At 43.3% G+C, this 16199-nt stretch carries 9 protein-coding genes; 8 read left to right on the top strand and 1 reads right to left on the bottom strand.

The features are described from left to right. Positions 1 to 54: 54 nt before the first annotated feature. Positions 55 to 231: a hypothetical protein gene (locus tag L6I86_RS27525; protein WP_236291649.1), complete on the bottom strand. Its 177-nt coding sequence runs from the start codon at positions 229 to 231 to the stop codon at positions 55 to 57. Positions 232 to 410: 179 nt separating this feature from the next. Here L6I86_RS27525 and L6I86_RS27530 point away from each other — a divergent pair, with 179 nt between their 5' ends. From L6I86_RS27530 to L6I86_RS27565, 8 genes are all read left to right on the top strand, one after another. Then, positions 411 to 2627 carry a helix-turn-helix domain-containing protein gene (locus L6I86_RS27530; protein WP_236291651.1) on the top strand — a complete coding sequence of 739 codons (2217 nt, stop codon included), beginning with the start codon at positions 411 to 413 and terminating at the stop codon, positions 2625 to 2627. A gap of 243 nt (positions 2628 to 2870) precedes the next feature. Beyond that, the gene (locus L6I86_RS27535; RefSeq protein WP_420851937.1) at positions 2871 to 3842 is read left to right on the top strand and encodes an ABC transporter permease; all 972 of its coding nucleotides are present in this window, start codon (positions 2871 to 2873) and stop codon (positions 3840 to 3842) included. A gap of 12 nt (positions 3843 to 3854) precedes the next feature. After that, positions 3855 to 4730 (top strand): carbohydrate ABC transporter permease, encoded by an 876-nt coding sequence (locus L6I86_RS27540; RefSeq protein WP_236291653.1) that lies wholly within the window; start codon positions 3855 to 3857, stop codon positions 4728 to 4730. 116 nt (positions 4731 to 4846) lie between these two features. Then, positions 4847 to 6475 carry an extracellular solute-binding protein gene (locus L6I86_RS27545; protein ID WP_236291657.1) on the top strand — a complete coding sequence of 543 codons (1629 nt, stop codon included), beginning with the start codon at positions 4847 to 4849 and terminating at the stop codon, positions 6473 to 6475. Between the two features lie 155 nt (positions 6476 to 6630). Then, the gene (locus L6I86_RS27550) at positions 6631 to 12120 is read left to right on the top strand and encodes an OmpL47-type beta-barrel domain-containing protein (protein WP_236291659.1); all 5490 of its coding nucleotides are present in this window, start codon (positions 6631 to 6633) and stop codon (positions 12118 to 12120) included. Positions 12121 to 12244: 124 nt separating this feature from the next. Beyond that, entirely contained in the window at positions 12245 to 14266 is a 2022-nt protein-coding gene (locus tag L6I86_RS27555) for a golvesin C-terminal-like domain-containing protein (protein WP_236291660.1), read from the top strand. Between the two features lie 1362 nt (positions 14267 to 15628). Beyond that, complete coding sequence (locus L6I86_RS27560) at positions 15629 to 15781, top strand: hypothetical protein (RefSeq protein WP_236291661.1); 153 nt, start codon at positions 15629 to 15631, stop codon at positions 15779 to 15781. Positions 15782 to 15938: 157 nt separating this feature from the next. After that, positions 15939 to 16199, top strand: a 261-nt coding sequence (locus L6I86_RS27565) for a hypothetical protein (protein ID WP_236291663.1), incomplete at its 3' end; no start/stop codon positions are given.

Consider the following 16199-nt stretch of genomic DNA (forward strand, 5'->3'; position numbering starts at 1 on the left):
ACTTTCGAGCTGTCGGAGAAAAAGTCGTAATGTCTATTCGTCATTGGATATTGGCTAAACCTGAATGATAATCGGCAACCGTGGGTCTTCTTTTCGTTTGCGTGTATAGAAATTTGCCAACAGATTCTTTAATAGCTTGCTTGTGACATCTACTAAGGTATTTCCGTTCGGAACTTTGCGGTCTTGACGAGCTTCAGCATTGATAAAGTCCACGACATCCCAGTTATTCACAATAAATATCAATCATTATCTCATTTATTGTCCGTTATTCAAAAAATGTAATCCTTTTCTTAAAGTGTTAATTGAGAAAAAAGGCTGTATTTAATATAATGTCAACGACTGTATTCTATAATTGTTATGTGCTGTATAATGCTTTAACTTGATAATGTTCAGGTCATAGGGGGGATTAGATGAAGAAGAAATACTGGCTGCAGCGTTTGCTTTTATCCTATCTGCCTTTATTTGGTACTTTTATGATCACGTTGATTATCATATTCTTTCTTGCGTCGGCTGAAGCTTCAAAGAAACAGACGATCCGTGCCAATCAATTGTTCACAGAGCAGGCATCACAGACGGTTGAATACACCCTACGTGCTATCGATCAATTTGTTACTGGCGATCTAAGCACGAAGGAAATATGGGAGCCTTTTTTTAAAAAAAATGGTTCCAATAAATACTTGGGGGAATTTGAGGTTTCACAAAAGCTGACTCAGATGAAGACTTCGTATCCGTGGATTGACTCGTTATATTTGGTTCGTCTGGGGGATCAAACTGTTCTGGGAAATCAGGCGATGTCTCCGCTTAGTGATTATATGGACAGAGAGTTTGTTCAACAGGTTCAAAATAATCCAAGCAAGATGAGCTATTGGACCGATCCAAGGCTGTGGAACAGCTTCAATCAAGAACCACGAATGGTTCTCTCGCTTGTTCGGCAGTATCCGCTTCTCTCCGGAGAGCTTGGCATGATGGTGGTGAATGTTAGAGTCGATTCGATTCGTGAAGATTTGACACGTATGGCAGGCTCCGGAGTGAGCTTTCTCGGCCTCTATGGCCGTAATGGACAGGCCATTACGGGAACAGATAATAACAAGAATGATTCAATTGATAACCAAGGTACGAGCAAGCTGTTATCTACAGTCAAATCCAACTATACAGGCTGGGAAATGCGAAGTGGACTTTATGGCAATGGCTTTGGAGAATATCTAGCTTCCCTCTCTTATAATTGGATAGCGTTAATTTTAGTGGCATTTATGGCTGGGATTGCAATGATTGTATATGTTTCCCGTAGAATGTATAAGCCGATTGAGACGATTATTAAAAGAATTCATGATTCATCACCCGAAAAAAGCCATATATGGGCGTTACCCTTGAAAGCTAATGAATTTAATATCATTGAAACGGCTTTCGAAGATCTAATCAAGCAGTCCAACGAGGATTCCTTTTATCGAAAACGGCACTTCTTCTATCAGATAACCGAGGGTAACCGTTCCATCGGTATAGAAGAATGGGAACACGAAACGCTTAAATTTGGGTTAAATCATAAGTTTGAAATCATGTGTACCGGAATCGCAGAAATTGACCGGTATACGGATTTTTGCAAAGAATACAACATAAGGGATCAAGGCTTATTTCGATTTGCGGTTGCCAACGTAATCGGGGAGCTGGCTCAAAACATGAACTTGACAATTTGGACGGAATGGATTTCGAATCAGCGAATAGGGTTCATTATTTATGGTCCGGGGAAGGAGAAGGAATTCGAAACTCGCCTTCAAGCCGTGGGAAACAAGTTCATTGAGTGGATACGGGGCAACCTGCGCTTTACGCTAACGGTAAGCTTTGGCATTGCAGTAGATCAATTGGGGGATATCTACCACTCCTATCAAGAAGCTTTAGAGGGGATGCAGTATAAATCAATACTTGGTAATAATCGCGTCATTACACGCTTCGATATTTCTACGCAGCCTAAAGGCGAAGTCTATGATCAGCTGCCTTCCATTCGTTCCATCGTCAAAGCCTATCGATTGGGTGAAGAAGACTGGAAGTCGCTTTTGGAAAGTGTGTTTGACGAGTGGGGTTCCGGTTATTTTTCTCGGGACGACATTATTGGCTTGGCAAATTATATTTATTACCATTTATATCGTGAAATGGTCGAATTGCCTATTGAGATTCGGAGGCTGTGGGAGGATGAGGCGATGCTCGAGCTGAAGGAAGCCATCGAACGTTTCGAAACGCTCGTAGATTTCCGGGTAGAATTCGTACAGATACTCTCCGACTATTATGAACGGATAAGTCGAATGCGGATGAGCCGCAGCAAGCATCCCATTATTCAGGAGGTGCGTAAATATATAGAAGAGCAATTCGCAGATCCTGACCTCTCTCTTTCTTATATTGGCGATCAGTTTCATATCACAACAAGCTATTTAAGTCGGCAGTTTAAACAAGAGATTGGTGAAAACTTTATTGACTATTTGGCAAGAGTTCGGATAGAAAAGGCGATGCATCTGTTAAAGGAGACGACTATGCCCATTCAGGATATAGCTGTCGCGGTAGGTTATACGTATTATATTTCCTTTAATCGAGTATTTAAAAAATTAACGGGCGTTACACCGGGGGACTATCGAAAATAAGAAGACGGCTTATTGAAAAAAGCTGCAATTTTCATCGTCAATAATAGCTGCTGTCAATGGGACAGCGGCTATTATTTTTTGTAATATCCTGTTTTTTTCTTGCCGAGCATGTGCTACTGCTGCATTTTCTCTATATCAAAATCTGTTATAGCGGTTTTAAAGTGTTAGTTGTCAGTACTCGGCATGAAGAAGTAGTATACAGAGGCCGAGCAAATCAATTTTAAAAATAAGGAGGATGCACCCATGACTGCAAGAAGTCAAGCAATAGAGAAGCCTGGGTGGAGTGATATACCTACGGACAAGAAAGCACTATGGCTTCAGAGAAAAAAGAGATTCAATCAAAATAAACCGCTATTACTAATGTTTATACCGATTGCGGTGTATTTCATACTTTTTAAGTATATTCCCATGTTCGGGCTTGTCATCGCTTTCAAGGATTATAATTTCGCAGATGGGATTTGGGGTAGTCCTTGGGTGGGGCTGGAAAACTACAGTTATCTATTTACGAACCCGCAAATGACGCAAATCATACGTAATACCATTATGCTCAGCGCATTAACCGTGCTGGTAGGATTTCCATTTCCCATCATACTGGCCATATTGTTAAACGAAGTGAGAAAGATGTGGTTTAAGAAATCTGTTCAAACGCTAGTGTATCTTCCCTACTTTCTGAATTGGATTATTGTCGGTGGATTGGTGACAATGATATTTGCTCAGCAAAGCGGTATTGTCAATATACTAATCAAGAAAACAACGGGTGAGGCTTATCCGTTTTTGTTTAAAGAATTCTCATGGATCGCTATATTCGTTGGGTCAAGCATCTGGAAGAACGCAGGATGGTCGGCAATCATCTATCTTGCGGCATTAACAGGTATTGATCCAAGTTTATATGAAGCAGCAAGTATGGACGGTGCAAATAAGTGGAGGAAAATTTGGCATATTACACTACCCGGCATCCGTTCAACGATTGTTCTTATGTTCATCCTATCTATCGGCCATGTGATGGACATAGGGTTCGATCAAGTTTATATTTTGCAAAACCCGGTGGTTAAGAATATTTCCGAGGTAATTAGTACCTGGAATTATAAAGTGGGTCTAGGCAGCGGGGAATACAGCCACGGCGCTGCACTCGGTTTATTCGAATCCATAATCGGATTAACTATGGTACTGACAGCAAACGGCATTGCCAAAAAGTTTAATCAAGGTTTGTGGTAGGAGGCAAAAGGAATGAAGCCCACATGGGGTGAACGCATTTTTCTGAAAGTCAATTATATAGTTTTGTTTCTGGCGGGATTAAGCTGTCTCTTGCCGATCGTTCATATCGCGTCATTGTCTATGAGCAGCGGGCATGCCATCCTTTCGGGGGATGTAGGCTTATGGCCTGTTGAACCAACATGGATTGCTTATAAGAATTTGGTGAATGGAACACCTATCGTTAACTCACTTAAGAATAGTATCATCATAACTGTTGTAGGCACGTCACTGAATATGTTGTTTACCATATTCGCCGCATATCCGCTCTCCAGAAAACACTTTTATGCAAAAAAGTTCTTTACACTCGCTATCGTTTTCACAATGCTGTTCTCTGCCGGACTGATTCCGAATTTTTTACTGGTTAAATCACTTGGGCTTGTCGGCAACTATGGAGCAATATGGATACCAGGACTAATCAGTGTGTATAACTTGCTTGTATTACGGTCATTCTTCGAGAATATACCAGATGAATTGGAGGAAGCGGCGCGTATGGACGGCTGCAGCGAGTGGAGGCTTATTATCCAAATCGTACTTCCATTATCCAAGCCGGTTTTGGCAACGTTAGCTTTGTTCTACGGCGTAAACCACTGGAACTCCTTCTTTAATTTACTGATTTACATTAATGACTCCAATAAATTCAACCTCTCGGTGCTAGTTCAGAATATGGTTCGCAGCCAGTCGATCATTGCGGAGCTGGCCCAGTTAAATTCGGAGGATCTCGCGAAGATTACACCAGAATCAGTTATATCTGCAGGAATTATGGTCATGATTCTGCCAATTATTGCTGTTTACCCATTTTTGCAAAAATATTTCGTCAACGGAGTCATGATTGGAGCTATTAAAGGATAGCGAACAAAGTAATTGGAAGGGAGTGATGCCGGAGATTGGGATGTCAGCCTGATTTAAGGCAGAAATGATTTCAGTAGGCAAGAGAAACCTAAAAAAACAAGGAGGGCTTTCAACAAATGAAATATCTGAATAAAAGTATTATCAGTACTGCCGTAATAGCTGTGACATTAAGTGGTGTGCTGTCCGCCTGCAGTACGAAAAAGGAGGACATCGCGGATAAGTCTGCTGATGCCACGAAAGCGCCAGAGAAGCGCGGAAAGATCACCGCAACGATCTATGATCGCGCCCAAATACCGGCCGAGGAAGGAACCTACACGGATAATCGTTGGACGAAGTGGATTAATCAGAATGGTCCAGTGGATGTAAAGTTTGTTTCCATTCCCAGATTCGAGTCTCAACAGAAGTTAAGCACGTTATTTGCTGCGGCCGATGCGCCAGACCTGATTCTGGAATATGACAACGCTTTCCGTAATCAGCTGTGGAGTCAGAAGCAACTGATGCCTTTAGACGATTTGATTGAAAAGTACAGTACAGAATATAAGAAACTGCTTGCGAAATTCCCTGAATTGAAGAAGCTGGGAAGCAAATCAGACGGTAAGATGTATGACTTTGGTATCGTGAGTAAGCCACAAGTGCTGTCTTCTCTAGTAGTCCGTAAGGACTGGTTGGATAAACTAGGCTTAAAAGTGCCTACTACTGTAGATGAGCTGTATGCTGTTGCAAACGCCTTCGCAAATAATGACCCGGACGGAAACAACAAGAAGGATACATTTGGATTCAATTTTAGCCAATTTAGTCAATATTATATTGACGGAATGTTTGGAAACGAGATGTTCATCATTAAGAACGGCGAGCTGGTTCGTCAATTCGACCGGATCAAACCTGCAACCGAGTTTAAGAAAAAGATGTTCGATAACGGCATCGTAGACAAGGACTTCCTGACAGACAAGAATGGGCAAAAGGCACAGCAGGATTTTGCCAATGGCAAGCTTGGTATTTTCGCAGGATACAAATCCGATGTGAAGAAAAATTATGAAACACTTAAGAAAAACGATCCGAAAGCGGAAATTATTCCAATCGCATTCCCAGCCTCACCATACGGTTCCTTCGGACCTGACATCAGCTCGCCGCTTCAGATGGTGGGTTCCATTAATGCTGGTGCAAAGGACCCGGCTTCTGTGATCCAATATATTGATTTCATGAATAAACCAAGTACAGTGGAGCATTTCGAATACGGCGTTGAGGGTGAACATTATAAGAATGACGCCACTGGCTGCCCGCAACCAATCAGTGCTGATAAGAATAAGAAGGAAAAAGACTATAACAACGATTTCAAGATGCTCATGACCAAATATTACCTAAAGCCTTGTGTGGTAGATGGCGTAGGCATTAATTCCACTAATGCGTTCGATCAGGAATGGATCAAGATTTCGAAGGAAATGGATAAGCTGTATCTGGATCCGAACCATATGAAGGAAGGCTTTACACATCCCAATACAAGACCGTCATTGGATAAGGATCTGAACGCAACGTTTAACGATGGTTATAATCAAATGAACGATTTCATGGTTAAAGCCGTTGTCAGCGGAGATTCGTATACCATCGATCAAGCCTTTAAGGACGTGCAGAATGCATGGGATAAGACGGGCGGCAAGAAGCTCGAGGATTGGTACAAAAACTGGTATAAAGAGAACAAGGATAAATGGGTGTTTAATAGTGATATCTACAAGATGAAGGTAGAATAATCAGCAATGATAACTCGGACTGCATTTAACTTACTTACAAAATAAAATTCGATTAAACTAGCATCAATCTATTTGGAAAAAGCCGAATTGTATTCATTGCCTATCAATTCGGCTCGTTTTTCCTTATAGATAATTTCTGGAGGTGACCTTTATTTATGAGAATAATGTCAAAATTTAAAAGACACGTTTCTATACTGCTGATTGCAGCCCTGATGATACCCTCAATCTCGATTATTGATGGAAGTAAAGCCGCTGCAGATTCACCTATACCGACAGATCATCTTGACCTTTGGTTAAAGGCGGATAGCGGGTTAACCGTTGATGCTAACAACCGAGTATCCATATGGAAGGACGAGTCGGGGAATGGAAATGACCTTTCCGTCGTAGATCCGAACAAAAAGCCGTTACTCGTCCAGGATGCCATTTACGGCAAACCCTCAGTCAGATTTAACGACACAACCTCAGGCACTATACTGAGAAAGCAATTGCCAGCTTCTTATACCGGTGATAGTACAGTAATTATGGTAGTCAAACCATCGGTGGAGGGGGAGGCTGCAAAAGGTATATTCGCTACCAATTATGATACGGGAACCCCAGGCACATTTGCAATTATACTAAACAATTACGTCCCTGGCAGGTTTATCACTTTCGGCACCTATAATAATCCTGAGAGTCTGAACAGCGGGTATGCGGTAAATATAAGCAAAGCAGATCTTACAACGAATTTCTATCGAATAGGCGCGACGTTCGAACCTACTTTTGACACGGCGGCGAACAAGGGAAGAATAACCACCTATGAGAATAATGTTGTGACTCAGCAGCTTGCAACAGGCAATGCGAGAATTTATAAAACGTACACGGATTATGTGCTAGGAAGCAGTTATATAACATCACGTAACATGAAAGCGGAGGTAACAGAGGTCCTGGTTTATCGGAAGGTGCTATCGAGCAGCGAGCGTACAACAATTGACAACTATCTGGTTCAAAAGTATTTTACTCCGCCAGTTGCATCGGTTAATTCAAACTATGTATCAGGAAATGTTCTTGCGGGAACACAGATTGACTTATCTACGGAAACTGCAGGTGCGGCCATTTATTACACGACAGATGGAAGTGATCCAACGACTTCGAATACGAAGAAGTTGTATACCGGGAACAAAGTAACGATAAGCAACAATACGAAGATAAAGACTTACGCCGTGAAAGCGGGTATGAATGATAGCCTTGTAGCAACTTTTGACTATAAATTGGCGGTTGTCCCGCCGGTTGCTGCAAATGTCCAATCGGGAGCTCTATTTCCGGGGTCAACCATTACGTTGTCATCCAACTTAACAATTTCAGGAATTGCCGGTTTGCAAGCGGTTTCATCCAATGTTTACTATACAACGGATGGAAGCGATCCAAGGACTTCGGCTGCAAGAATGAATTATACACAGCCAATAACAATCAATCAGGGCACCACGATAAGTGCGTATGGAGTCCTGGAAGGAGCAATGGCAAGCAGCCCTGTAACTTTCCAATATACGATGACGGCGCCATCGTCCAATACCATATCGAACCTTCCGGACAGTTTTTATAATCGGCCAGGTCTGGAGAACATGCCTAGAATCGATTATAGCTCGATGACGGTAGCGAATGTAAAAGACTTCGGGGCTATCGGTGACGGCATCACTGACGATATGGCTGCCTTCGACCATGCTGTTGATGCGCTTACTGCCTTCGGTGGCGGAGTGTTATACATGCCAGCGGGCACGTATTTTTTCAAACCCTTAGCTGCCTCGGTCGGTCGTATTTTCTGGAATAAGTCCGGTTTGAAGAATATACACTTTGTCGGTGATGGGGAATCAACGGTTATTCGCTTTAAGATGCCGGGCGTTTCTTCGCTGGCTCCAGGGCAATTACCTACACGCTTTATCACGTATGACAAAGCACCCTATGGATGGAGCATCAATGGGGAAAACATCTCCGTTAGGGACTTCGGCACGACGTGGAGTCCAAGGATGGATGTGAGAGGATTCGGCTCTCCTTACAATATGGCCTTAACCGGCAATGGCATCCAAGCGATTAATATGAGTGTGGATCAAGGCGGTATCGGTCTCGTGTTTTGGCAAGGTACGAACAACATATGGGCCGTGGACAATAAAGTCAGAAATACGAATGCAGATAGCATCCATTTCGCTAATAATGTCAATGTCACCGCTGCCTATAACTTCATTGATAACGGGAATGATGATGGACTTGCGATCGTTTCGGATGTTAATCCAGCATATGCCGTATCCCAAAACAACACAATGATCAACAATACGGTGCTGAATGCGAATTGGGGGAGATCAATCAGCGTCGGTGGACTTCAACATCTTATTCAAGGAAATTGGGTGGAAGGCGGATTGCTTGCGGGCATATTTTTGAATGCGTATGGCCAAACCGGAACATCCAACGGTTTCAACTATAAGGATTTCACGGTCAAAGACAACACCATTGTTCGCGCTAATCTGAACAATCGAGCCGACAATAACGTGTCCGGAAATCAATACGGAGGAAGCATCGCCCTAGGTCAAACGGGCACCAACATTTTAGTGGAAGGAAACAAGGTTTACGGTTCAGAAGGTAACGGTATCGTAACGGGGGGGAACGGAGCCTTCAAAGGAAAAGACCTCATCTTCCGAAATAATGAGAGTATCGGTTCAACCAAATATGGCCTTTCTTTCAATAATACCAATTCCCAGATCGAAAACTTGACAATTGCCAATAATAAGCTGCTGTATAATGATCAGGGCAGCGTCAATTTCGGTACGACGCCGATCACTGGAACAACCAGTTACAGTGGAAACGTGGTCACGCAGCCGACGAATCCGGTGAAAGAGGGGTTCACGGTTACGAGTGAACAACCTGCGTATCACAATGTCTTTGAAGGAATCATGCGAGAGCCAAATCAGAGCGAATGGACGGATGTCCCATCGATCCAGCTTCCGGAAACGCAAATCAACGTGAGGGATTATGGCGCGACAGGTAACGGCATCGCAAGCGATCTGTTGGCCTTCCAGGAAGCGATTGCTCATTTGCCGGCAGAAGGCGGGCGCTTGTTTATTCCAGCGGGAACCTATCTCCTTGAACCTGTGGAAGGTCAGGATTCGGTTCCAGACAGCGTTATCAAGCATCATTTGCTTCTCGCAGGCAAAAACAATGTGCATATCATCGGCGAAGGGGATGCTTCTGTTCTTCGCTTAACAAGTGCCGATCACCATGGTGTCCGCTTATTGGGCGTAACGAATGCCTCTGTACAGGATATTGCGATTGAACTTCGCAACCAGCCGTTCCTAAGGCATAATCGTTCGTTAATCGATGTAGCCGGTTCTCAAAATGTAACCATTCAAAACGTGACCCTCCGAAACTCTGGTGGTTCAGGCATTCAAATCGATTCATCCACCGGCGTTTCCGTTAAGAACAACAACATTGATCACGTCAATATGAATGGAATTGCGGTACTTGCCAGCCGACAAGTGTTCGTTGAGGGCAATCACATCACGAATAGTAGGGATAATGCGATAACGGTAAACAAGCTTGGATCTACGGCTCGAGAGCCCCAATATATTCGAATTCTTGGCAACGTGATTGACGGGGTAACGGACCAAAGCGGGATCGGCATTGCCAGCGGAACGCAAGTGAAGGTTGCTAATAATACGATATCAAACACACAAATGGCAGGCATCTTGCTGTATTACACCAGCGAAGCATTCCATGCCAATCGTGTCGAAGTAACAAATAACACGCTCCGCAACACCAATACAGGAGAGCTGACCTATCATTACGGGGCTATTTCCGTTTACAATTCGTTCCGTGGGGACTTCCTGATCTCTGGGAACATCATCGAAAATACGCCATACGCAGGTATTTGGGTAGATAACGCGACATTGCAAAAGCTGCAGGTAGAGTGGAACACCTTCAGCGGAGTCGGAACGAACAACATCCAGATCAGTGCCGCACAGTTGGCCAAAATCGGCATTTATATCAACAATGTGGATGAGACGGCACCGGTGACAACGGCGGCTGTGACGCCATCCGAGGTGGATGGACTGGAAGGGTGGTACGTACATCCCGTCACGGTAAGTCTTAGCGCTACGGATAATTTGTCAGGTGTATTCAAGACGGAGTATAGTCTGGATGGCGGGATTACATGGCTCAACTATGCGGACGCAATCACCATTGATCAAGATGGCCAATATACGTTGAGCTATTGTTCGACTGATATAGCCGGGAACGTGGAAACGTTGAAAACAGTCCATATTCAACTGGCTATGACGGGACCGACAACAACGGCAGTTATGACGCCATCCGGGCCGGATGGTATGAACGGATGGTATACGGTGCCTGTTACGATGACATTGTCGGCCTCCGGGAAAGCGGAATATAGTCTGAATGGCGGGGATACATGGCAGTCCTATAATTCGCCTATCAGCTTGGAGCAAGATGGCGTTCATGTGATAAATTACCGTTCCACTAACGACGCTGGAAAGATCGGGGCCGTCCAAACGGCCACGGTAAACATCGATAAGACGGCTCCGTCAGACGCATCCTTTGCTGCGGACATCACAGCACCGACCAACACCGATGTCATCTTAACGATCAGCTATCCCGATGACGCAGCAGTGAAAGAATTTAAAGTAGGCGCAAGCGGCACTTGGACTGCGTACGGGGCACCAGTGGTTGTTTCAGCTAACGACACGGTGTATGCAAGAGGAATGGATACTGCAGGCAACGTATCCAATGCAACCTATTATGTAATAAGCAATATCGATCATATAGCTCCGGTTAATGCAACATTAGCTGTAGACCATACAGAACCGACGAATACGGGTGTTACCGTCACGATCAGCTATCCTGCTGACGCAGCGGTGAAAGAATACAAAGTCGGTGAAAGCGGCACTTGGACTGCGTATACGGACCCAATCGTTGTTTCAGACAATGACACCGTGTATGCAAGAGGAACGGACGCGGTAGGCAACATATCGAATGTAACCAGCCTTGTAGTAAGCAACATCAATAAGATTGCCCCTGTAACAGTCGCAACGTTAAGCCCGGCTGCGCCTAACGGCAGCAATAGCTGGTATACGACGGATGTTTCGATCAGCTTATCCGTAAGCGCCAATGTATACGGAGGGGCCGTGACAACCGAATACCAAGTGAATGACGGGGCCTGGATTACCTATACTGGCGCCATTCCTGCCTTCAGCGAAGGGACGTATAAGTTCGGTTACCGCAGCAAGGATCAAGCAGGCAATGTAGAAGAGCTCAAAACCGTCGAGTTTAAAGTAGACAAAACGATGCCAGCGCTATCCGTCCAGTTGGATAAGACGTCGATTTGGCCGGCGAATCATCAAATGGTGACGATTAATGCCACGCTGAATTCGAGTGATGCTACATCGGGCGTTGAATCCGTGGTATTAACTTCCATCACGAGCAATGGGCTGGATACTGGTCAAGGTGATATACAGGCTAACACTGGTACAGCTGCCACTTCATTTAGTTTACGCGCTGAAAAAGGGCGTACCTATACGATCACTTACACGGCAACCGACAAGGCGGGCAACAAAAAGGTTACTTCTGTAACAGTCGCAGTACCTCATGATCAATCAGGAAATCATTAAGTAGTAACGGGTATCACCAATCTGCAATTTTAATCAACTTAGAGCCCTCAAAATTGCTCCTAGAAAGCAGGCTTGGAGGGCTCTAACCACTAAAATATTCATATTATGCGAGGTGGGATTAATTATGGGAAAAATTATGGGAATGGGGACTCAAAGTACAAAATTATTGAATTTATTGTTAGTAACGGCGGTTCTATTTGTTATGATGTTTGGTATTTTACCGTATTCAAATGTTGCTCATGCGGCTGAGACAGTAGTCGACAATACTTCGGCGGAGTTGACAGGTACATGGACGACAGCAACAGCGAATGCGAATTACTACGGCGCAAATTATAGCTACAGTAATTCAGGAACGGGTACTGATAAAATAAGGTGGCGTCCAACCATCACAACAGTAGGCGATTATTCGGTTTATGTCAGGCTGCCGAACGGTGGTACGAGCCGCGCGACGAATGCGCCATTTACCATTTATTACAATGGCGGTTCTCAGACCTACTACATAAATGAACAGTCTATATGGGGAGGACAGTGGGTTTTACTGGGTACACACAACTTTGCAGCAGGAACTTCCGGTTACGTAGAGCTTACCGATAATGCCAACGGGACATATGTAATTGCTGATGCAATCAAGTTTACCCAGGATGTTTCGGTGCAATCACCTGGTGCTACGATACCTTGGACGACTTTCGAGGCTGAAGATGGTTCAACCAATGGCACCGTCCTGTCCAGTGTAACGCTCGGCAACCTGGCCTATGAGGCATCGGGAAGAAAAGCTGTAACCCTTGATGCTGTAGGCAAGTACGTCCAAATAACAAGCAACAGATCTGCCGACAGGTTGACTATACGATACAGTATTCCCAAAGACACCAGCGGTACACTTAGCCTCTATATAAACGGTGTTCATAAACAAGACTTGTCCCTGAATTCAGCGCGGACATGGAGAACTCAAACTGCGGTGACCGGAGGGTATTTCAGGTTCTATGACGAGATCATCGTCACCGAAACCATAAGCAGCGGTGACGTGATCAAACTCCAGAAGGACAGTGGAGATACGGTATCCTCCTATACAATAGATTTCTTCGAACTTGAAACAAGACCAGCAGCATTGACCGTGCCCGATGGATCATGGCTTTCCATAACCGACTACGGTGCAACCGGAACTGACACGTCGGATGATTATACGGCCATAACCAATACGATCACCGCTGCAAACAGCGGGAACAAGAAGGTCTGGATTCCGGCAGGTACTTATTATATAAGTGATCAGATTACCGTACCAGCGGGAATCACGATCGCAGGTGCAGGAATGTGGTATTCGGTAATCAACAAAAACATCCCCGCAACTTCAGTTAAAAAAGCGTTCTCATTAGGCGATTCAGATACGATAAAGAACATCAAGATATCTGATATTCAGGGAAATAACAGAATCAACGGGCACGAAGGCATAAGATTGGCCTCCAACTCTACCGTAGACGGTGTATGGCTGGAAAACACCTTTGGGGCAGGTATTATCGGCTTCAGCACTCCGAATGTCGTCATCAAGAACAATCGAGTTAGAGGTACCTTTGCTGATGCGATCCATTTGGCCAGAAACACGCAATTTGCCTTGGCAGAAAACAACACGGTACGGAACGCAGGCGACGATGGAATGGCTATGGTTCCTTATGACGAACTATATAACTACAATAATACTTACAGGTACAACACAGTGGAGAACAACTATTGGGGTCGTGGAATGACTATTATAGGCGGTAACGCAAATACACTTGAATATAATGTAATTAAAGACTCCGCATGGTCCGCAGGTATAATGCTTGGTGTAGAAAACTATCTCAATCAGCCCGTTGATCACAATACGAATTTCCTGGTACAGTACAATGATGTCATTCGGAGCGGACAAACAAACAACAATTCTTATTCAGCGATTTGGGTATACGGGGGGATCGACAAGCCTCTTGCAGGTAATATCCAGTACAATCATGTTATTGATGAAGTGAAACACGGCATCACCTTACAAGGATACGCTGGAAATAGCGTAAATATTAAATATAACACGTTTGAAGCTCCAGGTCCTGGCGGGCTTTATATAATTACGGGCTTGCAACCAGGCTATACACCTGTAGTATTAGATAATATATTAAAGTAAGAGACATATTGCCAATTTCAATTTGAGGTTACAAATTGTGAGGTCATTATCGGATGACGAATTGTTTGGCAAATTGGCTCTCAGATAAGGGTATAAGCGTGGTGGTTATGGTGAACCCGTCCACCACCAAAAGAAACAAGGAGAACCGCGATAATTGCCAATCTAAAAATGATCCTAAAGAATGCGCTTGTTATTGCTGACGTGATCAGCCGAGGTTTCTACTATGAGTACTCACGCCTTGCCATTATCTTTCAAAGATTGCGAACAATTATGAGAGATCGGGAATATTGGGTAACTTTCTGTCTTTAAAGATTGGACCTGCAAGCGCTCTATGGCTACACTTAGGGAGTTTCCTTTTCCGCAGGATGTCGAATCTTTATCAGTGTCAGACGTAATAACAATTTGGAAAGAGCATATGCAGCGAGCCGGTGGCTCTACGGGCATGCATATAGCTAGCACAGCTCATTTCGCAAGTTAAAAGAAGTGTAGGAGATACGACAGCTGCAAAAGAAGCGAAGCAGGATTTGGTGGCGATTATTACAAGAGTTTGAAAGGAATTTTGAAATACTAGATAGGATTGAAAAAGATATAAAAGAGTTGCTAAGCGAAATTCCAATAGCCGATTAGCTTCGCTCTATTAAAGGACTAGGCACAATTTGTACTGCGGCGATTCTTTCTGGGGCTGGTGGCCTAAGCCAACACGCACATGGCCTCAACTATTGCGTAAAGCTGGCCTGAATTTAGCTGAAAGCACGTCAGGGAAACGAAATAAATAAGAATTTAATAAAAGTCGGTATAGGTGTTGACCATACAAAAATAACGGACTATCGTCTAAAACAAGTCGTTGAATCTTATCTAAGCGGCATTAATATTAAACACGAAAGAACGATACTTAAACGGCTGCCGCGAGCAGCCTTTATTTCATTAATGGGATAATAGTTGATAATTATAATACGTCCAATACAGTAAATGGGGAATGAATTTTTCTATCTTAATAGAAAATCAAAAGCGAAAGTTCCAAGGTTTATTTTCTCAGTTATTGTATCGCTTTCATATTTCTTAATTTACATAAAAAATCTTTCTAACCTAGACTAAACTAACGTAGGAACGAGCTTATGAATCTCTGATAGAAACGGGTGAGTTATTGGCTGAGATTATCTGTTTACAATTGTAAAAATAACTAACGAACTTTATTTTCCATATTCTCTACATTACAAGCTGAATAAGTCCCTTGACTAACAAACTTATTTAAATTTTAAACAATCTTAAAAACCGCATAATTAGTGGATATTGACTAACAATCGTGAGTGTTTACTTTTGTAAATATTCACTATTTTTATTTCTGGGGAGTCACTAGCGGCGGTGGGTGGTGGTTGCCACGACAAAGAAGTCAGAATTACTGAGGAAGAATATGGCTCTTTAATTCGGAAATATGGCTCTACAGGTTATGAACCGCTTAAAGATGTTGGGAAAGAAAGAGCGATTGATGTTACATGGAAGCGAGTGGTTAATTAATTGTCTTTTACGACACTTATATAAAGTAGGTTGAATCAGCCGACCATTAAACTAACGTGTAACTATAGAGTGGCGATGGAACCAATCCATCGCCTGTTTTCAATTATGGCGCTCCGCTCAACTATCCGGCAGAATTCATAAGTAGAAAGGAGTCAAAATGAGTAGTACCATTACAGTTCAGGGTATGCTCCCTTCAGAGTTTATAAGTACCTACAGAACAGATTTAGTTTTCAAACAAATCAAAAGATATAAGGATAAAATAAATCAAGAATGGAATGAGGTTATCCAAGATTTTTTGAAATTGGATAATGAAGCTGAGAACTTAATTTATGCTTTTGTCTCATTTGTGGAACAAGATATTGATATTGGCCAAGAATTTAACCATTATTGTTACAGGAATGATCCAAAAGCAATTAAA

Source organism: Paenibacillus allorhizoplanae (genome assembly GCF_927798215.1).
GTDB classification, from domain to species: Bacteria; Bacillota; Bacilli; order Paenibacillales; family NBRC-103111; genus Paenibacillus_E; species Paenibacillus_E allorhizoplanae.